Source organism: Arthrobacter sp. MDT2-3, from assembly GCF_059090465.1.
In genome coordinates this window covers 525,265-547,717 of record NZ_JBNHFS010000002.1, presented here as the reverse complement: position 1 = coordinate 547,717, position 22,453 = coordinate 525,265, and the positions used below count along the sequence as shown (strand labels likewise).

Sequence of the window (22,453 nt, the reverse complement as noted above, 5' to 3'; positions counted from 1 at the left end):
GTGTGAAGCACGGCCGCGTGCCGCTGAACACCACAACAGGAAGGACGCCTACCATGGCGAAGCTCACCAACGAAGAGCTCATTGAAGCTTTCAAGGAACTGACCATCATCGAGCTCTCCGAGTTCGTCAAGCTCTTCGAAGAGACCTTCGAAGTTACCGCTGCTGCTGTAGCTGTTGCCGGCCCCGCCGGTGCTGCTGCTGAAGAGGTTGAAGAGAAGACTGACTTCGACGTCGTCCTCGAAGCTGCCGGCGACAAGAAGATCGCAGTGATCAAGGAAGTTCGCGCCATCACTTCCCTGGGCCTCAAGGAAGCCAAGGACCTGGTTGACAGCGCTCCCAAGGCTGTCCTCGAAGGTGCAACCAAGGAAGCTGCCGAGAAGGCCAAGGAGCAGCTCGAGGCTGCAGGCGCCACCGTTACCCTCAAGTAACAACGCCTCTTCCTCAAAAAGCCCCGTCCACGTTTGTGGGCGGGGCTTTTTGCGTATTCAGTTCAGCTGGCGTCAAGCAGGGTCGCTGATGTCCGCGACGACGGCGCGCAACGCTCCCGTGAGGGCGTCGGCGTCCACGAAGGCGCTGTAGCCGTGGGCACCTGCACCCATAGAGATCCTCCGGCCCGTGATGGTGGCGTCGGCATACACAGGCCAGCTGTTGGTGCTGCCCAGCGGGGTGATGGTGCCGCGTTCGTAGCCGGTTGCGTCCAGCGCCACGTCCGCTGGCGGCAGGTAAAGCTTGTTGACGCCCACGAGGTTCCGGAGCTTGGGCCAGGAGATCTGGCGGTCGCCGGGAATCAGCGCAAAGAGGAACGACCCGTCCTTGTGCTTGACCACCAACGACTTCACGATGTCGGCGGGCGTAATGCCCAGGATGCCGGCCGCTTCCTCGAGGCTTTTGGCGGCCGGCCTTTCCACTACCTCGACCTGAAGGCCCCTGGCGGCTGCATCCGCCAGGAACCGTTCGCGTCCGACGCCGTCCGTTCCGTTCGCAGGCATGTCCGCCATCAGTCGCGGTACAGCAGGAGGGCTTCGCCCTGTCCGCCACCCCCGCACAGGGACACCGCGGCTTTGCCTGTTCCGCGTCGCCTAAGCTCATGGGCGGCATGTACAGCGAGCCGGGCACCGGATGCCCCGATGGGGTGGCCCAGTGCGATGGCACCGCCATGGATGTTGCACTTTTCAAGGGGGTAATCGAGATCCTGCAGCGACTGGACCGCCACGGAACCGAACGCTTCGTTGATCTCGATAAAGTCCAAATTGGCGGTGGTCCAGCCCGCACGGCCCAGGGCGTTCTTAATGGCGTTGGACGGCTGGGAATGCAGGGAGTTGTCCGGCCCGGCAACCTGCCCGGGCTTGCCGACAACCGCAAGGTATTCCAGCCCGTTCTCCTCGGCAAAGGCGCGGGAGGAGAGGACCAGGGCCGCGGCTCCATCAGACAGGGGAGAGGAGTTGCCGGCGGTGATGGTGCCGTCGGTGACGAAGGCTGCCCGCAGCCCGGCCAAGGACTCGACGGAGGCGTTTGGGCGCACACCTTCATCGGTGGAGACCACCAGGGGATCGCCCTTGCGTTGCTTGACGCTGAGGGGAACGATCTCGTCGTCGAAGGTGCCGTTCTTGGCGGCCAGTGCGGCGCGCTGGTGCGACTGGGCGGCCACGTTGTCCTGTGATGTCCTGTCGATGCCCAGCGTAAGGTTACGGGTTTCGGTGGACAGCCCCATCGACTGGCCGTCAAAGGCATCCGTAAGTCCATCGTGCGCAGCCACGTCCAGTGCCTGGATGGAGCCGTAGGTCCACCCCTGCCGTGAGCCGGGCAGCACGTGAGGTGCCCGGGTCATGGACTCCTGCCCGCCTGCCACCACCACGGCCGCCTCACCGCCGCGGATCATCCGGGCAGCGTCGATCACCGCGGTCAGCCCCGAGAGGCAGACCTTGTTCACGGTGACAGCAGGAACGTTCCAGCCGATGCCGGCGCCGATGGAGCTCTGCCGTGCGGGATTCTGGCCGGCACCGGCTTGGAGCACCTGTCCCATGATGACGGCCTCCACCTGGCCGGCGTCCACCCCGCTCGCTTCCAGGGCCGCCTTGATGGCGTGGGCCCCGAGATCGACGGCGGTAAAGCTCGCCAGCTGGCCGTTGATACGGCCCTGTGGAGTACGAACTGCTGCGAGGATGACAACGTCAGTGTTGTCCGCGAAGTTGCCCATGTTTATCTCTTCCGATCTGATTCGTTGTAGGCCACCAAGGCTATCGTGACGCTGGTCACCCATATATTCAAACGCCCCGGCCGCTATGTGCATTCCGGCAGTGCCCCGGCTCCCGCGACGGCAGCGGCGGGGGAGGAGTCCCCATCCCCGGAACGTGCGCGACGGCGGCTGCCTGCGTAGGGTAGACGCCGGACACTTTTGCAGGGGGACAGCAGGTCCGTGCCCCGGGGACGCTTGGAGCAGCACCGTGAAAAAAATCCTGATGATGGCAGCGGCCATCGGTTTTGCGTCACTTACGGCCTGTTCCGTTTCCACCCCGGATCCCAACGCCGCCTCAACGGCGCCGGCCGCGCCTGAGCCAGGCCGGGAAAACCCTCGCCGCCCCACCGGCTCCGCTGGAAGCGTCACGGACGCGCCGCCGTCGTCAGCTCCAGGGGGAGCCGCAGCAGTGGGAGCAAAAGGGACCTGTGAACTCTTCAACAAACTGGTCGCGGAGTACAAGGCCGTCCCGGCCGATGACCCGGACGGCTTTGAGGACATCTACCTGCGGGCCGACGACGCCAAGGACGCAACGGCCGGTGACCTCCAAGGGCTCTTCGCGTCACTGAGCCTGCTCGCCATCGACCATTCAGCCGCAGCAGAATCCGGCGGCGTGCCAGCGCAGGAATCCCGGGACGCAGTCAGGGACGCGGTGTTTGCCAACGCCGGGACGTGCACGGCCGAAGGCGTCACCCTGCGGCTTTAGTCCCGCCTGCCGCACGCAGCCCGGAAAACCGGTGCTTGCAATCGGGCCGGATGTGGGGTAGACATGTAGGTTATTTTGCCGTATCGTAGATATTTGCGTCTTCCCTGTTTACCTTCAGCCTTCATATAGCGGTGGGCTTTCGCCTGGCAGCTGGCAATCAACGTGCCGTCAACAACGTCACAGCATGGTCAGCACCGGCCCCGGGTCATATAGCGGAACCGGATGGTAGCACTGCGGAGCATTCCGCAGGGTGCACAGCGGGGGAGATCTGAAAACGCCTGAAGGTCTGTGGAAGGATCCCTCTTGGTCGCCTCGAGCACCTCTAATAACGAAACCGCTAACACCGCCGACAGCACTGATGGTGCCACTCGCCGGCTCTCATTCGCAAAGATTCACGAACCTCTTGACGTTCCGAATCTGCTTGCCCTCCAGACGGACAGCTTCGACTGGCTGGTCGGAAACGAACGCTGGCAGGCACGCGTAGCGAAAGCAGTCGAAGAAAACGATCTTAGCGTCGCCACCACGTCCGGTCTTTCGGACATCTTCGAAGAGATCTCCCCGATTGAGGACTTCCAGGGCACTATGTCCCTGAGCTTCTCCGATCCCGAGTTCGCTGACCCGAAGTACACCATGGCCGAGTGCAAGGACCGGGACGCAACGTACTCGGCTCCGCTGTACGTCAAGGCCGAGTTCATGAACAACAACACGGGTGAGATCAAGCAGCAGACCGTGTTCATGGGCGACTTCCCGCTGATGACCGAGAAGGGTACCTTCGTGGTCAACGGCACCGAGCGTGTTGTCGTCTCCCAGCTGGTCCGTTCCCCGGGCGCCTACTTCGAGCGTGCCGCCGACAAGACCAGTGACAAGGACATCTTCACTGCGAAGATCATCCCGTCCCGCGGCGCCTGGTTCGAGCTCGAAATCGACAAGCGCGACCAGGTCGGCGTTCGCCTCGACCGCAAGCGCAAGCAGTCGGTCACCGTCCTGCTGAAGGCCCTCGGCTGGACCGAAGGCCAGATCCTCGAAGAGTTCGGCCAGTACGACTCGATGCGGGCAACCCTTGAGAAGGACGCCACCGAGACCCGCGAAGACGCGTTGCTGGACATCTACCGGAAGCTGCGCCCGGGCGAGCCGCCCACCGTCGAGGCTGCCCAGTCGCTGCTGGACAACCTGTACTTCAACTCCAAGCGCTACGATCTGGCCAAGGTTGGCCGCTACAAGATCAACCGCAAGCTTGGCATCGACCGCTCCCTTGGCGACAAGGAAGCATCGGTCCTGCACGTTGAAGACATCGTGGCCATGATCAAGTTCCTCGTCGCGCTGCACGCCGGTGAGAAGACCATCAAGGGCACCCGCGATGGCCAGGAAGTGGACCTGCGCGTCGAAATCGACGACATCGACCACTTCGGCAACCGCCGCATCCGCGCCGTCGGCGAGCTTATCGAGAACCAGGTCCGCACCGGCCTGTCCCGTATGGAGCGCGTTGTCCGCGAGCGTATGACCACCCAGGACGTCGAGGCCATCACGCCCCAGACCCTGATCAACATCCGCCCCGTGGTTGCAGCCATCAAGGAGTTCTTCGGAACCTCCCAGCTGTCGCAGTTCATGGACCAGAACAACCCGCTCTCGGGCCTGACCCACAAGCGCCGCCTGTCGGCCCTTGGCCCCGGTGGTCTGTCCCGTGACCGCGCCGGCATGGAAGTCCGTGACGTGCACCCGTCCCACTACGGACGTATGTGCCCCATCGAAACCCCTGAAGGCCCGAACATTGGTCTGATCGGCTCGCTGGCATCCTACGGACGCATCAACCCGTTCGGCTTCATCGAGACCCCGTACCGCCTGGTCAAGAACGGCGTCGTGTCCGACGACGTCCAGTACCTGACGGCCGACGACGAGGCTGAGGTGCTCATCGCCCAGGCCAACGCGCCGCTGGACGAGAACAAGAAGTTCGCCGAAGACACCGTCCTGGTCCGTGCCCGTGGTGGTGGAGGCGAGCCTGTGCTCGTTCCCGCCGAGGACGTCGAGTTCATGGACGTTTCCCCGCGCCAGATGGTGTCCGTGGCTACCGCCCTGATCCCGTTCCTCGAGCACGACGACGCCAACCGCGCACTCATGGGTGCCAACATGCAGCGCCAGGCCGTGCCGCTGGTCCGTTCCGAGGCTCCGTTCGTGGGCACCGGCATGGAGCGCGCCGCAGCCGTTGACGCCGGTGACGTTGTCATCGCGAAGAAGGCCGGTGTGGTCACCGAGGTTTCCGCCGAGCTCGTCATCATGCTCAACGACGACGGCACGGAGACCAACTACCGCATCAACAAGTTCGCCCGCTCCAACCAGGGCAACTGCTACAACCACCGTGTCCTGGTGAACGAAGGCCAGCGCCTGGAAGTTGGCGGCATCATCGCCGACGGCCCGGCAACGGACCAGGGCGAGCTCGCCCTCGGTAAGAACCTGCTCGTGGCATTCATGTCATGGGAAGGCCACAACTTCGAGGACGCCATCATCCTCTCGCAGCGCATCGTTGCCGAGGACGTTCTTTCCTCCATCCACATCGAGGAGCACGAGATCGATGCCCGCGACACCAAGCTTGGTGCCGAGGAAATCACCCGTGACATCCCCAACGTGTCCGAGGAAGTCCTGGCAGGCCTGGACGAGCGCGGCATCATCCACATCGGTGCCGAGGTTGAAGCAGGGGACATCCTGGTTGGAAAGGTCACCCCGAAGGGTGAAACCGAACTGACCCCCGAAGAACGCCTGCTGCGCGCCATCTTCGGTGAGAAGTCCCGCGAAGTCCGCGACACGTCCCTGAAGGTGCCCCACGGCGAGTCCGGCACCGTCATCGGCGTGCGCGTCTTCGACCGCGACAACGACGACGAACTGCCCCCGGGCGTGAACCAGCTGGTCCGCGTCTACGTGGCTGCCAAGCGTAAGATCACCGATGGCGACAAGCTCGCCGGCCGCCACGGCAACAAGGGTGTTATCTCCAAGATCCTCCCGATCGAGGACATGCCCTTCCTTGCCGACGGCACCCCCGTTGATATCGTCCTGAACCCGCTGGGTGTCCCGGGCCGAATGAACGTGGGCCAGGTGCTTGAAACGCACCTCGGCTGGGTTGCCAAGACCGGCTGGAAGATCGAAGGCGAGCCCGAGTGGGTCAAGCAGCTGCCGAACCTGCCGCGCGAGAGTGGCCAGACCACTGTTGCAACGCCGGTGTTCGACGGCGCCCGCGAAGAGGAAATCACGGGCCTGCTGGACTCCACCAACGTGACCCGCGACGGCGAACGCCTGATCAACTCCTCCGGCAAGACCCGTCTGTTCGACGGCCGCTCCGGCGAGCCGTTCCCGGATCCGATCTCGGTCGGCTACATGTACATCCTGAAGCTCCACCACCTGGTGGACGACAAGATCCACGCGCGCTCCACCGGCCCGTACTCCATGATCACGCAGCAGCCGCTGGGTGGTAAGGCACAGTTCGGTGGCCAGCGCTTCGGTGAAATGGAAGTGTGGGCGCTCGAAGCTTACGGCGCCGCCTACACGCTCCAGGAACTCCTCACGATCAAGTCTGATGACATCCACGGTCGTGTGAAGGTCTACGAAGCCATCGTCAAGGGCGAGAACATCCCCGAGCCGGGCGTTCCCGAGTCCTTCAAGGTCTTGATCAAGGAAATGCAGTCGCTGTGCCTGAACGTGGAAGTCCTCTCCACGGACGGAACCACAATTGAAATGCGTGACTCTGATGACGCAGTCTTCACCGCTGCGGAAGAACTGGGCATCGATCTGTCTCGTGCAGAGCCCAGTTCGGTAGAAGAGGTCTAGCAGGCGGGCGTCCGACGGCGGGTGACCACCCGCCGTCGGACCTCACCTCCCTCATTCCGCACCCAAGACTTCAGAATTTAGAGAACAAGAGAGAACAGGGACCATATGTCCAGCGAATCCTCCTTCGGCCTCATGCAGATCGGCCTCGCCACCGCGGAAGACATCCGCGGTTGGTCTTACGGCGAGGTTAAGAAGCCGGAAACCATCAACTACCGCACCCTTAAGCCCGAGAAGGACGGACTCTTCTGCGAGAAGATCTTCGGCCCGTCCCGGGACTGGGAATGCTACTGCGGCAAGTACAAGCGCGTGCGCTTCAAGGGCATCATCTGTGAGCGTTGTGGCGTTGAAGTCACCCGCGCAAAGGTCCGCCGCGAACGCATGGGCCACATCGAGCTGGCCGCACCCGTCACGCACATCTGGTACTTCAAGGGTGTTCCGTCCCGCCTGGGCTACCTCCTTGACCTGGCACCGAAGGACCTTGAAAAGGTCATTTACTTCGCTGCCTACATGATCACCAGCGTCGACGAAGCTGCCCGCCACGAGGAACTGCCCAACCTGCAGGTTGAGCACGACATCGAGAAGAAGCAGCTCATCGACAACCGCGACTCCGACATCGCGGCGATCGCCCGCGACCTCGAAGGCGAAATTGCCCGCCTTGAGGGTGAAGGCGCGAAGGCTGCCGACAAGAAGAAGGCCCGCGACTCCGCCGACCGCCAGATGGCGAACGTGCGCAAGCGTGCCGACGCCGACATCGAGCGCCTTGAGCAGGTCTGGGACCGTTTCAAGAACCTCAAGGTCGCCGACCTCGAAGGTGACGAAGGCCTGTACCGCGAGCTGCGCGACCGCTACGGCATGTACTTCGAAGGCTCCATGGGTGCCGAAGCCATCAAGAAGCGTCTTGAGAGCTTCGACATGCAGGCCGAGTCGGACCTGCTCCGCGACATCATCGCCAACGGCAAGGGCCAGCGCAAGACCCGCGCCCTCAAGCGACTGAAGGTGGTCAACGCGTTCCTGACCACCAACAACAGCCCGCTTGGCATGGTCCTCGACGCCGTCCCGGTGATCCCGCCGGAACTGCGCCCCATGGTCCAGCTGGACGGTGGCCGCTTCGCGACCTCCGACCTCAACGACCTGTACCGCCGTGTGATCAACCGCAACAACCGCCTCAAGCGCCTGCTTGACCTGGGTGCTCCGGAGATCATCGTCAACAATGAGAAGCGCATGCTTCAGGAAGCTGTTGACAGCCTCTTCGACAACGGCCGCCGCGGCCGTCCGGTCACCGGACCGGGCAACCGTCCGCTGAAGTCCCTGAGTGACATGCTCAAGGGCAAGCAGGGCCGTTTCCGCCAGAACCTCCTCGGCAAGCGCGTCGACTACTCCGGCCGTTCGGTCATCGTCGTCGGCCCGCAGCTGAAGCTGCACCAGTGCGGCCTGCCCAAGCAGATGGCGCTGGAGCTCTTCAAGCCGTTCGTGATGAAGCGCCTGGTTGACCTCAACCACGCCCAGAACATCAAGTCGGCCAAGCGCATGGTGGAGCGGTACCGTCCGCAGGTCTGGGACGTGCTCGAAGAGATCATCACCGAACACCCGGTGCTGCTCAACCGTGCACCTACCCTGCACCGCCTCGGCATCCAGGCGTTCGAGCCGCAGCTTGTTGAAGGTAAGGCAATCCAGCTCCACCCGCTGGTTTGTGGCGCCTTCAACGCCGACTTCGACGGCGACCAGATGGCAGTCCACCTGCCGCTGAGCCCCGAAGCGCAGGCTGAGGCCCGCATCCTGATGCTGTCCTCGAACAACATCCTGAAGCCCTCTGACGGACGCCCGGTCACCCTGCCTTCGCAGGATATGATCATCGGCCTCTACCACCTGACCACCAAGCGTGTTGGCTCAGCTGGCGAAGGCCGCGTCTTCGGTTCGGTTGCGGAAGCCATCATGGCGTTCGATGCCCGCGAGCTGCACCTGAACTCGCAGGTCAAGATCCGCCTCGAAGGCTTCGTGCCCTACGCCGGCTGGGAAGCTCCGGAAGGCTGGGAGCCGGGTCAGCCCGCGCTCGTCCAGACCTCCCTGGGCCAGGTTCTCTTCAACGAGACGCTGCCCGAGGACTACCCGTGGGTTGAGGCTGTTGCCGACAAGGGCGAGCTGTCACGCATCGTCAACGACCTCGCGGAGCGCTACCCGAAGGTCGTCACCGCGGCAACGCTGGACAACCTGAAGGATGCCGGTTTCTACTGGGCCACCCGCTCAGGCGTCACCGTCGCCATCTCGGACATTGAGGTTCCGGCCGCAAAGCCGGCCATCCTCGCCGGTTACGAGGAGCGGGCTGCGAAGATCCAGGGCCAGTACGACAAGGGCCTGATCGACGACGACGAGCGCCGCCAGGAACTGATCGAGATCTGGAACAAGGCAACCAACGAGATCGCCCAGGCGATGCGCGACAGCCTGTCGCCGATGAACACCATCAACCGCATGGTGTCCTCCGGTGCACGTGGTAACTGGATGCAGGTCCGCCAGATCGCGGGTATCCGTGGCCTCGTGGCCAACCCGAAGGGTGAAATTATTCCCCGTCCCATCAAGTCCTCCTACCGTGAGGGCCTGTCGGTTCTGGAATACTTCATCGCCACGCACGGCGCGCGTAAGGGTCTTGCTGACACCGCTCTGCGTACCGCCAACTCGGGTTACTTGACCCGTCGTCTGGTGGACGTGTCCCAGGACGTCATCGTCCGTGAAGAGGACTGCGGCACCGAGCGCGGCCTGGTCACGCCCATCGCAGTCGCCGATTCCAACGGTGAGCTGGTGCTGGACGAGAACGTCGAGAACAGCGCGTACGCACGTACGCTCGCCGTCGACGTCGTGGACTCCGAGGGCAACGTCCTCGCAGCCGCCGGCACCGACTGCGGCGACGTAGTGATCGCCGAGCTGTTCGCGGCAGGCATCACCGAGGTCAAGGTCCGCTCCGTACTCACCTGTGAGTCCAGCGTCGGCACCTGCGCCCTGTGCTACGGCCGTTCGCTGGCCACTGGCAAGACCGTGGACATCGGCGAGGCCGTGGGCATCATCGCCGCACAGTCCATCGGTGAGCCCGGTACCCAGCTGACCATGCGTACGTTCCACACCGGTGGTGCAGTCTCCGCCAGCGGCGGCGACGACATCACCCAGGGTCTGCCCCGTATCCAGGAGCTCTTCGAAGCCCGTACTCCGAAGGGTGTTGCACCGATTGCAGAAGCAGCCGGCCGCATCACCATCGAAGAGTCCGAGCGCCAGATGCGCCTGGTCATCACTCCTGATGACGGAACTGAAGAGATCGCCTACCCGGTCCTGCGCCGTTCACGCCTGCTGATCGAGGATGGCGACCACGTCACCGTCGGCCAGAAGCTGATCAACGGACCGGTGGACCCCAAGCAGGTCCTGCGCATCATGGGTCCGCGTGCGGCACAGAAGTTCCTGGTGGACGAAGTCCAGGGCGTGTACCGCAGCCAGGGCATCGGTATCCACGACAAGCACGTCGAGGTTATCGTCCGCCAGATGCTGCGCCGCGTTACGGTCATCGAGTCCGGCGAATCGGACCTGCTGCCCGGCGAGCTCGCCGAGCGCAGCCGCTTCGAGGACGCCAACCGCCGTGTTGTCTCCGAGGGCAAGACTCCGGCTTCCGGACGTCCTGAGCTCATGGGCATCACCAAGGCGTCGCTGGCCACCGAGTCCTGGCTGTCCGCAGCTTCCTTCCAGGAGACCACCCGCGTCCTGACGCAGGCGGCCATGGAAGGCAAGAGCGACCCGCTGCTCGGCCTCAAGGAGAACGTCATCATCGGTAAGCTGATCCCGGCCGGCACGGGCCTCCCGCGCTACACCGAGGTCACCGTCGAGCCCACTGAAGAAGCAAAGGCCAACCTGTTCACCGGCCCCAGCGCATTCAGTGACTTCTCGTACGACACCCTGGGCGGCGACGGAGCTCCTGAGTTCCACGCCATCCCGCTGGATGACTACGACCTGGGCAACGACTTCCGGTAACGAAGTTCCGCTGATTGGCTGAAGGGCCCCGCCTCCACGTTTGTGGGGGCGGGGCCTTCCCTTTCCCACTTGGGGGAGTGCCGCCCGATTAAGGGGTAGAGGCCGTCCGTGCTAGACTTGTTACCAATTGTTATTGTGGCAGTGGATGAGTGCGCCGGTTCCAGCTGAAAGGCTGAGCCAGAGCGACGTTTCCGGTTTGCAGGGTTCTTGTGCAACGTATGCCACATTTTTGCATGCCTAGGGACCATTGAAGACGCGAGTCAGGTCATTCCCTGCGTATGCGATCCGACTATTAAGGCTTCGCCTTCGCCGCCTTGGAGATCTTCTTCAAGGCCCAGGCGGCGGGGCAACGCAAAGGAGAGTGGCCGGAAGCGGCCACTCCGGATAAAACGGAGAACACGAGAGTGCCTACGATCAACCAGCTGGTCCGCAAGGGCCGCACGCCGAAGGTCAAAAAGACCAAGGCCCCCGCCCTTAACGGCAGCCCCATGCGCCGCGGTGTCTGCACCCGCGTCTACACCACCACCCCGAAGAAGCCGAACTCGGCTCTGCGTAAGGTGGCACGTGTGCGCCTCAACGGTGGTATCGAAGTAACCGCCTACATTCCCGGTGTTGGCCACAACCTGCAGGAGCACTCCATTGTGCTCGTCCGCGGTGGTCGTGTGAAGGACCTCCCCGGTGTCCGCTACAAGATCGTCCGTGGCGCCCTCGATACCCAGGGTGTCAAGAACCGTAAGCAGGCCCGCAGCCGCTACGGCGCAAAGATGGAGAAGAAGTAATATGCCTCGCAAGGGTCCGGCCCCGAAGCGGCCGCTAGTCATTGATCCCGTTTACGGCTCCCCGCTGGTCACCCAGCTGATTAACAAGGTGCTCGTCGACGGCAAGAAGTCCACCGCAGAGCGCATCGTTTACGGTGCCCTTGCCGGTGCGCAGGAAAAGTCCGGTGGCGATCCCGTTGCAGCCTTGAAGAAGGCCATGGACAACATCAAGCCGAGCCTTGAAGTGAAGTCGCGCCGTGTTGGTGGTGCCACTTACCAGGTTCCGGTTGAGGTCAAGCCGGGTCGAGCCACTGCGCTTGCCCTCCGCTGGCTCGTGGGCTACTCGAAGGCCCGCCGCGAGAAGACCATGACCGAGCGCCTCCGCAACGAGATTCTGGATGCGTCCAACGGTCTCGGCGCCGCTGTGAAGCGTCGCGAAGACACCCACAAGATGGCCGAGTCCAACAAGGCCTTCGCACACTACCGCTGGTAATACTCCCCGGACGCCGCCGGCTCAACAGAGCCGGCGGCGAACGTGTAGTCCATCCCAAAAGGAGACCCCGTGGCACAGGACGTGCTTACCGACCTTAGTAAGGTCCGCAACATCGGCATCATGGCCCACATTGATGCCGGCAAGACCACCACAACCGAGCGCATCCTGTTCTACACGGGTGTGAACCACAAGATCGGCGAAACGCACGACGGCGCTTCGACCACTGACTGGATGGAACAGGAAAAGGAACGCGGCATCACCATCACGTCTGCCGCCGTGACCTGCTTCTGGGAGAACAACCAGATCAACATCATCGACACCCCCGGCCACGTTGACTTCACCGTTGAGGTTGAGCGCTCCCTGCGCGTCCTCGACGGCGCCGTCGCCGTCTTCGATGGCAAGGAAGGCGTTGAGCCGCAGTCTGAGACTGTCTGGCGCCAGGCTGACAAGTACAACGTCCCTCGTATCTGCTTCGTCAACAAAATGGACAAGCTGGGCGCTGACTTCTACTTCACGGTAGACACCATCATCAGCCGCCTGGGCGCCAAGCCGCTCGTTATGCAGCTGCCGATCGGTGCCGAGAACGACTTCATCGGCGTCGTGGACCTCCTTTACATGCGCGCACTGGTGTGGCCCGGCGATGCCAAGGGTGACGTCACCATGGGTGCGAAGTACGAGGTCCGCGAGATCCCGGCTGACCTCCAGGAAAAGGCCGAGGAGTACCGCGCACACCTCGTTGAGGCTGTTGCAGAGTCCTCCGAGGAACTCATGGAGAAGTACCTTGAGGGCGAAGAGATCTCGATCGACGAGCTCAAGGCCGGCATCCGCAAGATGACGATCAACTCCGAGCTGTACCCGATCTTCTGCGGTTCCGCGTTCAAAAACCGTGGCGTACAGCCCATGCTCGATGCTGTCGTCGACTACCTGCCGAACCCGCTCGACGTCCCGCCGATGATCGGTCACGATCCTCGCGACGAAGAGAAGGAACTGACCCGCAAACCGTCTTCGGAAGAGCCGTTCTCGGCTCTTGCCTTCAAGATCGCAGCGCACCCGTTCTTCGGCCAGCTCACCTTCATCCGCGTGTACTCCGGTCACGTTGAAGCAGGCGCCCAGGTGGTCAACTCCACCAAGGGCAAGAAGGAGCGCATCGGCAAGCTGTTCCAGATGCACGCCAACAAGGAAATGCCCGTTGACGGCGCTACCGCAGGCCACATCTACGCAGCCATCGGTCTGAAGGACACCACCACGGGTGACACCCTGTGCGACTCCGCCAACCAGATCGTCCTCGAGTCCATGAGCTTCCCGGAGCCCGTGATCTCGGTTGCCATCGAGCCGAACACCAAGGGTGACCAGGAGAAACTCTCCACGGCCATCCAGAAGCTCTCCGCTGAGGACCCCACCTTCCAGGTGTCCCTCAACGAAGACACCGGCCAGACCATCATCGCCGGCATGGGCGAGCTCCACCTGGACATCCTGGTGGACCGCATGCGCCGCGAATTCAAGGTCGAGGCCAACGTTGGTAAGCCCCAGGTTGCCTACCGCGAAACCATCAAGCGCGCCGTCGAACGCCACGACTACACGCACAAGAAGCAGACCGGTGGTTCGGGTCAGTTCGCAAAGATCCAAATCGCGATCGAGCCGCTGGACACCGCCGAGGGCGAGCTGTACGAGTTCGAGAACAAGGTCACCGGTGGCCGCGTTCCCCGCGAGTACATTCCGTCTGTTGACGCTGGTATCCAGGATGCGCTGAACGACGGCGTCCTGGCCGGTTACCCGGTTGTCGGCATTAAGGCCACGCTGATTGATGGCGCGTACCACGATGTTGACTCGTCGGAAATGGCGTTCAAGATCGCCGGCCGTATGGCTTTCAAGGAAGCTGCACGTAAGGCGAACCCTGTCCTGCTCGAACCGCTGATGGATGTCGAGGTCCGCACCCCTGAGGAATACATGGGTGAAGTCATCGGTGACCTCAACTCCCGCCGCGGCCAGATGCAGTCCATGGAAGATGCACAGGGCGTCAAGGTCATCCGTGCGCACGTTCCGCTGTCCGGCATGTTCGGTTACATCGGTGACCTGCGCTCGAAGACCCAGGGCCGCGCTGTGTACTCCATGACGTTCAACAGCTACGCCGAGGTCCCGAAGGCAGTTGCCGACGAGATCATCCAGAAGACCCGCGGCGAATAGTCTTTCGGACTTTCGAAGCGAACAAACTCGGGTGTGCTTCCGGTTGACGGAGGCCCGCCTGGTGCAGGTGGCCGGTTTTCGGTCGGATGCAGTCCGGTCAAGCCGGGTTCCGGCCATCTGCACGAACAGGCTCGAGGGACTAGTATTAGTTCCTGAATCTGCAATTTCACCAATCCAAAGCCCCCCAAGTAGACTTACCTGAGTTTCTGCCGCGACAAGCGCGGCTGAAGGGTATGTCATTTGAAAACGTTCTAGGAGGAACCTGTGGCAAAGGCAAAGTTCGAGCGGACTAAGCCGCACGTTAACATCGGCACCATTGGTCACGTTGACCACGGTAAGACGACGTTGACGGCCGCCATTTCCAAGGTGCTGTACGACAAGTACCCGACTCTCAACGAGAAGCGTGACTTCGCGTCGATTGACTCTGCTCCCGAAGAGCGTCAGCGCGGCATTACCATCAACATCTCCCACGTTGAGTACCAGACCGAAAAGCGCCACTACGCACACGTAGACGCCCCCGGTCACGCTGACTACATCAAGAACATGATCACCGGTGCTGCACAGATGGACGGTGCAATCCTCGTGGTTGCCGCCACTGACGGCCCGATGGCACAGACCCGCGAGCACGTTCTGCTCGCCCGCCAGGTTGGTGTTCCCTACCTGCTGGTCGCGCTGAACAAGTCCGACATGGTTGACGATGAGGAACTGCTGGACCTCGTTGAAATGGAAGTTCGTGAGCTCCTCAGCTCGCAGGGCTTCGATGGCGACGAAGCACCGGTTGTCCGCGTTTCCGGCCTCAAGGCACTGGAAGGCGACCCGGAGTGGGTCAAGTCCGTCGAGGACCTGATGGCTGCTGTTGACGAGTCTGTTCCGGACCCCGTACGTGACCGTGACAAGCCGTTCCTGATGCCCATCGAGGACGTCTTCACCATCACCGGCCGTGGCACCGTTGTTACGGGCCGCGCCGAGCGTGGAACCCTCGCCATCAACTCTGAGGTCGAGATCGTCGGCATCCGCCCGGTCCAGAAGACCACGGTTACCGGTATCGAGATGTTCCACAAGCAGCTCGACGAAGCATGGGCCGGCGAGAACTGTGGCCTCCTGCTCCGCGGTCTGAAGCGCGATGACGTAGAGCGTGGCCAGGTTGTCGTCAAGCCGGGTTCCATCACCCCGCACACCGACTTCGAGGCTAACGTCTACATCCTCTCCAAGGACGAAGGCGGACGTCACAACCCGTTCTACTCCAACTACCGCCCGCAGTTCTACTTCCGTACCACGGACGTAACCGGCGTTATCACCCTGCCCGAGGGCACGGAAATGGTTATGCCTGGCGACAACACTGAGATGACCGTTGCGCTCATCCAGCCCATCGCTATGGAAGAGGGCCTCGGCTTCGCAATCCGCGAAGGCGGCCGCACCGTTGGTTCAGGACGCGTTACCAAGATCAACAAGTAATTCTTGTTTGAACTGAAGAACAGCCCCGCTGCTACTGCAGCGGGGCTGTTCTTTTTGGTTAACTCCTGCCTGATACTGTTGCTGGACCGAAAGGAGTTCATCATGGGATGGCTTATTTTTCTGATCATCGTTGTCGCCGTGGTCGCCGGTGTCTTCTGGGCCAAGAAGCACTTCCGCCACGAAATCGATCGCGCCAAGCGGATCAACCGGGCGAACAAAAACCAGTAGCGGCGCAGGGCTAGCCTGCCGCGGCCCGGCGTGCCTTGCTGAGCGACTGGTACCAGTAGAAGGACTGCTTAGGCGTACGCTCCAGCGTTTCGAAATCCACGTGGACCAGGCCGAAGCGCTGGGAGTAACCGGCCGCCCATTCGAAATTGTCCATTAGGGTCCACACGTAATAGCCGCGCAGGTCCACGGCCGAAGCCATCCCGCCGGGCGAGGTGGCGTCCAGTGCTGCACGCAGGTGCGAGGCGATGTAGTTCATACGGTCCTCATCCTGGACGGGCCCGGACACTTGGTCGGGCTCCGGGTAACTGGCGCCGCCTTCGGTGATGTAAACCGGGGGGAGTGCAGTCCCATACCGGTCCTGGAGTTCTTTGAGCAGGATGCCCAGGTGCTCAGGAGCTACAGGCCAGCCGAATCCGGTGCTGCTGTACTCCGGGTAGCCCACCTCATGGAAAGGAAGCCTGGCTACCGCCTTGTGCGTATTGGCAGGAATAGGCGTAACCCCGCGGCCCAGGGCAACCTTCACCGGGAAGTAGTAGTTGAGGCCGTAAAAGTCCAGTGGCTGGTGGATGGTCTGCAGGTCGGCCTCGGAAATCTGGCCGATGGACCGCAGCCATGGCCTAGCGTACAGGGGCAGGTGCGGGTAGCGGCCCAGCAGCACTGGGTCGGCGTAGATCCTGTTCATCAGGAGGTCGTACAGCTTCGCCACCAGCTTGTCTCCGACCTTTCCGCTGGCCGGCCGGACAGGGGAGTGCAGATTGGTTACGCCTACGTCTCCCTTTACCCCTGCCGCACGCAGGGCCTGTGCGCCGAGACCGTGGGCCAGGAGTTGGTGGTGGATCGCCGGGAGGGCATCGAACATCAGGGTGCGGCCGGGGGCGTGGACGCCCAGGGCGTAGCCGTTCAGGGTCACCGACAACGGTTCGTTGAGTGTCACCCACTGCGCGACGCGGTCCCCGAAGCGTTCGCCGGCGGCGGCGGCATACTCGCCAAACCGTTCCGCTGTTTCACGGTTCATCCAACCACCCCGGTGTTCCAGCGGCAGGGGAGTATCCCAGTGATAAAGGGTGGCCATGGGGGAGACGCCGGCTGCCAGCAACTGGTCGATCAGCCGGTCGTAGAAGTCCAGTCCCTCCGCGTTGAGTCGTCCCTGGCCTTCGGGCTGGATTCTTGGCCAGGACAACGAGAAGCGGTAGGAGTCCACACCAAGCTCCTGCAGGAGGGCGATGTCCTCCGGCAGGCGGTTATAGTGGTCGCAAGCCACCGCGGGGGAGTGCCCGTCCATAATGCTGCCGGGCTTCTCGGCGAAGGCGTCCCACCCGGACGGGCCCCGGCCGCCCTGGGTCAGGGCTCCTTCGATTTGAAAGGCTGCGGCTGCGACGCCCAGGGTGAACGACGGCGGCATGCGGCTGGCCAGTTCGGTCACGGATTCGGTGCTTTCCAGCGTCATGCCCCTATCATCCATTCCGGTGTTGCCGAAGGCAATGATCCCTCGGACTGGCCCCCGGTATGGGCCAATTCGCTTCTGGCGCCAAATTCCGGCATACTAGATGAGTTGTTCAAGCGCTTCTTCGTGTCCCGATCCGGATAATGCCGGGTGCCAGGGTCCAAGTGGAAGACCAAACATAACCCCCTCCCCATGGAATTGCGGATTTGTATGCGTGCCAAGCGCGACACGCCCGACCGCGGGGGTCGGTTACGCCGGCAAGGTGAGGAACCCGGATTCATCCGGATTCAGTTTGTGCGGCGGATGGTGGTTACGACCTCAATTGCTTCGGCAGCCATACAACGAGTAAGTGAACAGGGCAGCCCCAACCAGGGGAAGCACAGACTGAAAGAGAGTCAGGCGACATGGCGGGACAAAAAATCCGCATCCGGCTGAAGTCATACGACCACGAGGTCATTGACGTTTCAGCACGGAAGATCGTTGAGACGGTCACGCGCGCAGGCGCAACGGTAGTCGGCCCCGTGCCGCTGCCGACGGAGAAGAACGTGTACTGCGTCATCCGCTCTCCGCACAAGTACAAGGACAGCCGCGAGCACTTCGAAATGCGCACGCACAAGCGTCTTATCGACATCATCGATCCCACGCCGAAGGCTGTTGACTCGCTTATGCGTCTCGACCTGCCGGCAGACGTGAACATCGAAATCAAGCTGTAGGGAGGTGCTGAGAGACTATGACCGCAACCCGTAACGTAAAGGGCCTGCTGGGCACGAAGCTCGGCATGACCCAGGTCTGGGACGAGAACAACAAGCTCATCCCCGTCACTGTGGTCCAGGCAGATTCGAACGTCATCACCCAGCTGCGCAACGCAGAAGCTGATGGCTACGTAGCCGTACAGATCGGCTACGGCCAGATCGATCCCCGCAAGGTTACCAAGCCGCTGGCTGGTCACTTTGAGAAGGCAGGCGTCACGCCTCGCCGCCACGTCGTCGAACTCCGTACCGCAGATGCTGCTGAGTACGAGCTGGGCCAGGAGCTCTCCGTAGAGGTCTTCGAAGCCGGCCAGAAGATCGACGTCATCGGCACCACCAAGGGTAAGGGCTTCGCCGGTGTTATGAAGCGTCACGGCTTCCACGGCGTTGGAGCTTCCCACGGTGCCCACAAGAACCACCGTAAGCCCGGTTCAATCGGTGGCGCATCCACCCCGAGCCGCGTCTTCAAGGGCATGAAAATGGCCGGCCGCATGGGCGCCGTTCGTCACACCACGCTGAACCTCACGGTTCACGCGGTTGACGTCGAGAAGTCGCTGCTCCTTATCAAGGGCGCCGTTCCCGGTGCCCGCGGCCAGGTCGTACTCGTACGCACCGCCGTGAAGGGAGCCTAGTTCAATGGCTAACACTGTCCAGGTTGACCTGCCTGCAGAGATCTTCGACGTTCAGACCAACGTGCCGCTGCTGCACCAGGTTGTCGTTGCCCAGCTCGCTGCTGCTCGCCAGGGTACCCACAAGACCAAGACCCGCGCTGAAGTTTCCGGTGCAGGACGCAAGCCGTTCAAGCAGAAGGGCACCGGCCGCGCCCGTCAGGGTTCCATCCGTGCTCCTCACATGACCGGCGGTGGCGTTGTCCACGGTCCCACTCCGCGTGACTACAGCCAGCGCACCCCCAAGAAGATGATTGCTGCTGCACTGCGTGGCGCACTGTCTGACCGGGCGCGCAACGGACGCATCCACGTTGTTGCCGAACTGGTTGAGGGCTCCAAGCCGTCGTCCAAGGCTGCACTTGCAACGCTGCGCGGCGTTTCCGACCGCAAGAACCTGCTGGTTGTCATCGAGCGCGCCAACGATGTTGCTGCACTGTCCGTGCGCAACCTCGACGGTGTTCACGTTCTGTACGCAGACCAGCTGAACACCTACGACGTTCTCGTGTCTGATGACGTTGTCTTCACCAAGGCTGCCTACGAAGCATTCGTTGCCGGCAAGGCAGTGGCAAAGAATGAGGAGGATGCCAAGTGAGTGCAGCCACCATCAAGGATCCCCGCGACGTCGTGCTTGCGCCCGTCGTGTCGGAAAAGAGCTACGGCCTGATCGACGAGGGCAAGTACACCTTCCTGGTGGACCCCCGGTCGAACAAGACCGAGATCAAGCTGGCCGTGGAGAAGATCTTCTCCGTCAAGGTCGAATCGATCAACACCATCAACCGTGCCGGTAAGCGCAAGCGCACCAAATTCGGATGGGGTACCCGCAAGAACACCAAGCGTGCAATTGTGACCCTCAAAGAAGGCACTATCGACATCTTCGGCGGTCCGCTCGCGTAGCGGAGACCACTTTAACGAGGAAATAAATTATGGGAATCCGTAAATACAAGCCGACTACCCCGGGCCGTCGTGGCTCGAGCGTAGCGGACTTCATCGAAATCACGCGGTCGACGCCGGAAAAGTCGTTGGTACGTCCGCTGCCCAAAAAGGGCGGCCGTAACAATACCGGTAAGATCACCACCCGTCACAAGGGTGGCGGACACAAGCGCCAGTACCGTCTGATCGACTTCCGTCGCCACGACAAGGACGGCGTTGACGCCCGCGTTGCTGAAATTGAGTACGATCCGAACCGTACGGCTCGCATCGCCCTCCTGCACTACGTTGATGGCACCAAGCGTTACATCATCGCCCCGAACAAGCTGTCCCAGGGTGACTTCGTAGAGGCAGGTGCCAACGCTGACATCAAGCCTGGCAACAACCTGCCCCTGCGCAACATCCCCGTGGGTACCGTTATCCACGCAGTTGAACTGCGCCCGGGCGGCGGCGCCAAGATGGGCCGGTCCGCTGGTGCATCCATCCAGCTCGTCGCCAAGGAAGGCCGCTTCGCCCAGCTGCGTCTGCCTTCCGGTGAAATCCGCAACGTTGACGTGCGCTGCCGCGCAACCGTCGGCGAGGTGGGCAACGCCGAGCAGTCGAACATCAACTGGGGCAAGGCCGGCCGTATGCGCTGGAAGGGCGTCCGCCCGACCGTCCGTGGTGTCGCCATGAACCCGGTTGACCACCCGCACGGTGGTGGCGAGGGTAAGACGTCGGGTGGACGTAACCCCGTCAACCCGAACGGTAAGCGGGAAGGCCGCACCCGCCGCCCCAACAAAGAGAGCGACAAGCTTATTGTTCGTCGCCGTCGTACTGGCAAGAACAAGCGATAGGAGCCTGGACACATGCCACGCAGCCTGAAAAAAGGTCCTTTCGTTGACCAGCACCTCTTTGTGAAGGTAGCCAGGGAAAACGAAAAGGGCACCAAGAACGTCATCAAGACCTGGTCACGCCGTTCGATGATCGTCCCCGACATGCTCGGGCACACGATCGCCGTACACGACGGACGCAAGCACATTCCGGTGTTTGTCACTGAGTCGATGGTCGGGCACAAGCTCGGCGAATTCGCTCCCACGCGGACATTCCGCGGCCATGTCAAGGACGACCGTAAGGGCAAGCGCCGCTAGGCGCCTGCACTTACGTCAAAGACGAGAGAAGGAAAGCAATGGAAGCCAAGGCAATTGCGCGCCACATCCGCGTAACGCCTATGAAGGCCCGGCGCGTCGTCAACCTTGTTCGTGGTTTGCAAGCGAATGAGGCTCTGGCAATTCTGAAGTTTGCCCCACAGGCAGCTTCAGAGCCGGTATTCAAGGTAGTTCAGTCGGCAATCTCCAACGCCCGGGTCCTCGCGGACCGCGACGGCGTGGCGTTTGACGAAGGCGACCTCATCATCAGCGAAGCGTTTGTTGATGAAGGCCCGACCATGAAGCGGTTCCAGCCGCGTGCCCAGGGTCGCGCATTTCAGATCAAGAAGCGCACCAGCCACATCACCGTGGTAGTCGCTACCCCGGAGAAAGAGGAGGCTCGCTAAGTGGGACAGAAAGTAAACCCGCACGGGTTCCGACTCGGCATCACCACCGATCACGTATCGCACTGGTTCGCTGACAGCACCAAGGCCGGCCAGCGGTACAAGGACTTCGTTCGCGAAGACATCCGCATCCGCCAGCTCATGTCCACGGGCATGGAGCGTGCCGGCATCGCCAAGGTTGAGATCGAGCGCACCCGTGACCGTGTCCGCGTGGACATCCACACGGCCCGCCCGGGCATCGTCATCGGCCGCCGTGGAGCAGAAGCAGACCGCATCCGCGGCGAGCTCGAAAAGCTCACCGGCAAGCAGGTCCAGCTGAACATCCTCGAGGTCAAGAACCCCGAGATGGAAGCACAGCTTGTTGCCCAGGGCGTTGCTGAGCAGCTGACTTCACGTGTGGCTTTCCGCCGCGCGATGAAGAAGGCCATGCAGTCCGCACAGCGTGCAGGTGCCAAGGGCATCCGTATCGCCTGCTCGGGTCGACTGGGTGGCGCTGAAATGTCCCGCTCGGAGTTCTACCGCGAAGGCCGTGTGCCCCTGCACACCCTCCGCGCGAACATCGACTACGGCTTCTACGAAGCCAAGACCACCTTCGGCCGCATCGGTGTGAAGGTTTGGATCTACAAGGGTGACATCACCGCCAAGGAACTGGCCCAGCAGGCCGCTTCCGCTCCGTCCCGTGGCCGCGGTCCGAGCGACCGTCCCGGCCGCCCGGGTGGCGCTGACCGTGGTGACCGCCGCCGTCGCAACGACCGTCCGGCCGCTGACGCAGCTCCTGCTGCCGAGGCTCCGGCAGCTGAAGCTGCTGCTCCGGCAGCAGAAGGAGGACAGGCTTAAATGCTTATCCCACGTCGAGTCAAGCACCGTAAGCAGCACCACCCGGGTCGTTCCGGCGCTGCTACGGGCGGCACCAAGGTCTCCTTCGGTGAGTACGGCATCCAGGCCCTGAGCCCGGCGTACGTCACCAACCGTCAGATCGAATCCGCCCGTATCGCCATGACCCGCCACATCAAGCGTGGCGGTAAGGTCTGGATCAACATCTACCCGGACCGTCCCCTCACCAAGAAGCCTGCCGAAACCCGCATGGGTTCCGGTAAGGGTTCACCGGAATGGTGGGTCGCAAACGTCAAGCCGGGTCGGGTTCTCTTTGAGATCTCCGGCGTCGAAGAATCGGTAGCACGCGAGGCCCTGCGCCTGGCAATCCACAAGCTCCCGTTGAAGGCACGCATTCTGCGTCGCGAAGGTGGTGAATAGAA

General features: G+C 62.3%; 21 protein-coding genes. 18 read left to right on the top strand and 3 right to left on the bottom strand.

The window, feature by feature from the left end; all coding sequences use genetic code 11:
• Positions 1-53: 53 nt before the first annotated feature.
• Positions 54-428 (top strand): 50S ribosomal protein L7/L12, encoded by a 375-nt coding sequence (rplL, locus tag AC5RUQ_RS08160; protein ID WP_066277893.1) that lies wholly within the window; start codon positions 54-56, stop codon positions 426-428.
• Positions 429-500: 72 nt separating this feature from the next.
• Here rplL and AC5RUQ_RS08155 read toward each other — a convergent pair whose 3' ends face one another.
• A complete protein-coding gene (locus AC5RUQ_RS08155) occupies positions 501-998 on the bottom strand; it encodes an aminoacyl-tRNA deacylase (protein ID WP_493946800.1) in 498 nt (165 codons plus the stop codon).
• Positions 998-2,197 (bottom strand): acetyl-CoA C-acetyltransferase, encoded by a 1,200-nt coding sequence (locus AC5RUQ_RS08150; RefSeq protein WP_493946799.1) that lies wholly within the window; start codon positions 2,195-2,197, stop codon positions 998-1,000. Before AC5RUQ_RS08150 ends, AC5RUQ_RS08155 begins: the two co-directional genes overlap by 1 nt.
• A gap of 247 nt (positions 2,198-2,444) precedes the next feature.
• Here AC5RUQ_RS08150 and AC5RUQ_RS08145 point away from each other — a divergent pair, with 247 nt between their 5' ends.
• From AC5RUQ_RS08145 to AC5RUQ_RS08110, 8 genes are all read left to right on the top strand, one after another.
• Positions 2,445-2,942, top strand: coding sequence for a hypothetical protein (locus tag AC5RUQ_RS08145; protein WP_493946798.1), 498 nt, complete (start codon positions 2,445-2,447; stop codon positions 2,940-2,942).
• A 303-nt stretch (positions 2,943-3,245) separates the two neighbouring features.
• The gene (rpoB, locus tag AC5RUQ_RS08140) at positions 3,246-6,755 is read left to right on the top strand and encodes a DNA-directed RNA polymerase subunit beta (RefSeq protein ID WP_091415051.1); all 3,510 of its coding nucleotides are present in this window, start codon (positions 3,246-3,248) and stop codon (positions 6,753-6,755) included.
• 105 nt (positions 6,756-6,860) lie between these two features.
• A complete protein-coding gene (locus AC5RUQ_RS08135; protein WP_163161886.1) occupies positions 6,861-10,760 on the top strand; it encodes a DNA-directed RNA polymerase subunit beta' in 3,900 nt (1,299 codons plus the stop codon).
• A 404-nt stretch (positions 10,761-11,164) separates the two neighbouring features.
• Entirely contained in the window at positions 11,165-11,539 is a 375-nt protein-coding gene (gene rpsL / locus AC5RUQ_RS08130) for a 30S ribosomal protein S12 (RefSeq protein ID WP_018773658.1), read from the top strand.
• Between the two features lies 1 nt (position 11,540).
• On the top strand, positions 11,541-12,011 hold the full coding sequence (gene rpsG / locus AC5RUQ_RS08125; RefSeq protein ID WP_124091059.1) for a 30S ribosomal protein S7: 471 nt from the start codon (positions 11,541-11,543) through the stop codon (positions 12,009-12,011).
• A gap of 69 nt (positions 12,012-12,080) precedes the next feature.
• Positions 12,081-14,195 (top strand): elongation factor G, encoded by a 2,115-nt coding sequence (gene fusA, locus AC5RUQ_RS08120; RefSeq protein WP_493946797.1) that lies wholly within the window; start codon positions 12,081-12,083, stop codon positions 14,193-14,195.
• 264 nt (positions 14,196-14,459) lie between these two features.
• Positions 14,460-15,650, top strand: a complete 1,191-nt coding sequence (gene tuf / locus AC5RUQ_RS08115; RefSeq protein WP_163161890.1) for an elongation factor Tu — start codon at positions 14,460-14,462, stop codon at positions 15,648-15,650.
• A 3-nt stretch (positions 15,651-15,653) separates the two neighbouring features.
• Entirely contained in the window at positions 15,654-15,878 is a 225-nt protein-coding gene (locus AC5RUQ_RS08110) for a hypothetical protein (protein WP_163161109.1), read from the top strand.
• Between the two features lie 10 nt (positions 15,879-15,888).
• On the opposite strand, the gene AC5RUQ_RS08105 is transcribed toward AC5RUQ_RS08110, so the two are convergent.
• Positions 15,889-17,325 carry a GH1 family beta-glucosidase gene (locus AC5RUQ_RS08105; protein ID WP_493946796.1) on the bottom strand — a complete coding sequence of 479 codons (1,437 nt, stop codon included), beginning with the start codon at positions 17,323-17,325 and terminating at the stop codon, positions 15,889-15,891.
• A 401-nt stretch (positions 17,326-17,726) separates the two neighbouring features.
• Here AC5RUQ_RS08105 and rpsJ point away from each other — a divergent pair, with 401 nt between their 5' ends.
• Genes rpsJ through rplP form a run of 9 tightly spaced genes read left to right on the top strand, consistent with a single transcriptional unit; the run spans position 17,727 to position 22,451 of the window.
• Positions 17,727-18,035, top strand: coding sequence for a 30S ribosomal protein S10 (gene rpsJ / locus AC5RUQ_RS08100; protein WP_003803825.1), 309 nt, complete (start codon positions 17,727-17,729; stop codon positions 18,033-18,035).
• Positions 18,036-18,052: 17 nt separating this feature from the next.
• On the top strand, positions 18,053-18,703 hold the full coding sequence (gene rplC, locus AC5RUQ_RS08095; RefSeq protein WP_013601833.1) for a 50S ribosomal protein L3: 651 nt from the start codon (positions 18,053-18,055) through the stop codon (positions 18,701-18,703).
• A gap of 4 nt (positions 18,704-18,707) precedes the next feature.
• Positions 18,708-19,331, top strand: a complete 624-nt coding sequence (gene rplD / locus AC5RUQ_RS08090; protein ID WP_493946795.1) for a 50S ribosomal protein L4 — start codon at positions 18,708-18,710, stop codon at positions 19,329-19,331.
• Positions 19,328-19,633: a 50S ribosomal protein L23 gene (gene rplW / locus AC5RUQ_RS08085; protein ID WP_011692807.1), complete on the top strand. Its 306-nt coding sequence runs from the start codon at positions 19,328-19,330 to the stop codon at positions 19,631-19,633. The genes rplD and rplW overlap by 4 nt, the downstream gene beginning before the upstream one ends.
• Before the next feature lie 29 nt (positions 19,634-19,662).
• Positions 19,663-20,502, top strand: coding sequence for a 50S ribosomal protein L2 (gene rplB / locus AC5RUQ_RS08080; protein ID WP_043454598.1), 840 nt, complete (start codon positions 19,663-19,665; stop codon positions 20,500-20,502).
• 12 nt (positions 20,503-20,514) lie between these two features.
• Entirely contained in the window at positions 20,515-20,796 is a 282-nt protein-coding gene (gene rpsS / locus AC5RUQ_RS08075) for a 30S ribosomal protein S19 (protein ID WP_018773666.1), read from the top strand.
• Between the two features lie 38 nt (positions 20,797-20,834).
• Complete coding sequence (gene rplV, locus AC5RUQ_RS08070; RefSeq protein ID WP_009358304.1) at positions 20,835-21,200, top strand: 50S ribosomal protein L22; 366 nt, start codon at positions 20,835-20,837, stop codon at positions 21,198-21,200.
• The gene (gene rpsC, locus AC5RUQ_RS08065; protein WP_493946794.1) at positions 21,201-22,034 is read left to right on the top strand and encodes a 30S ribosomal protein S3; all 834 of its coding nucleotides are present in this window, start codon (positions 21,201-21,203) and stop codon (positions 22,032-22,034) included. It begins immediately after the preceding gene.
• Complete coding sequence (gene rplP / locus AC5RUQ_RS08060; RefSeq protein ID WP_013601829.1) at positions 22,035-22,451, top strand: 50S ribosomal protein L16; 417 nt, start codon at positions 22,035-22,037, stop codon at positions 22,449-22,451. It begins immediately after the preceding gene.
• Positions 22,452-22,453: the final 2 nt, after the last annotated feature.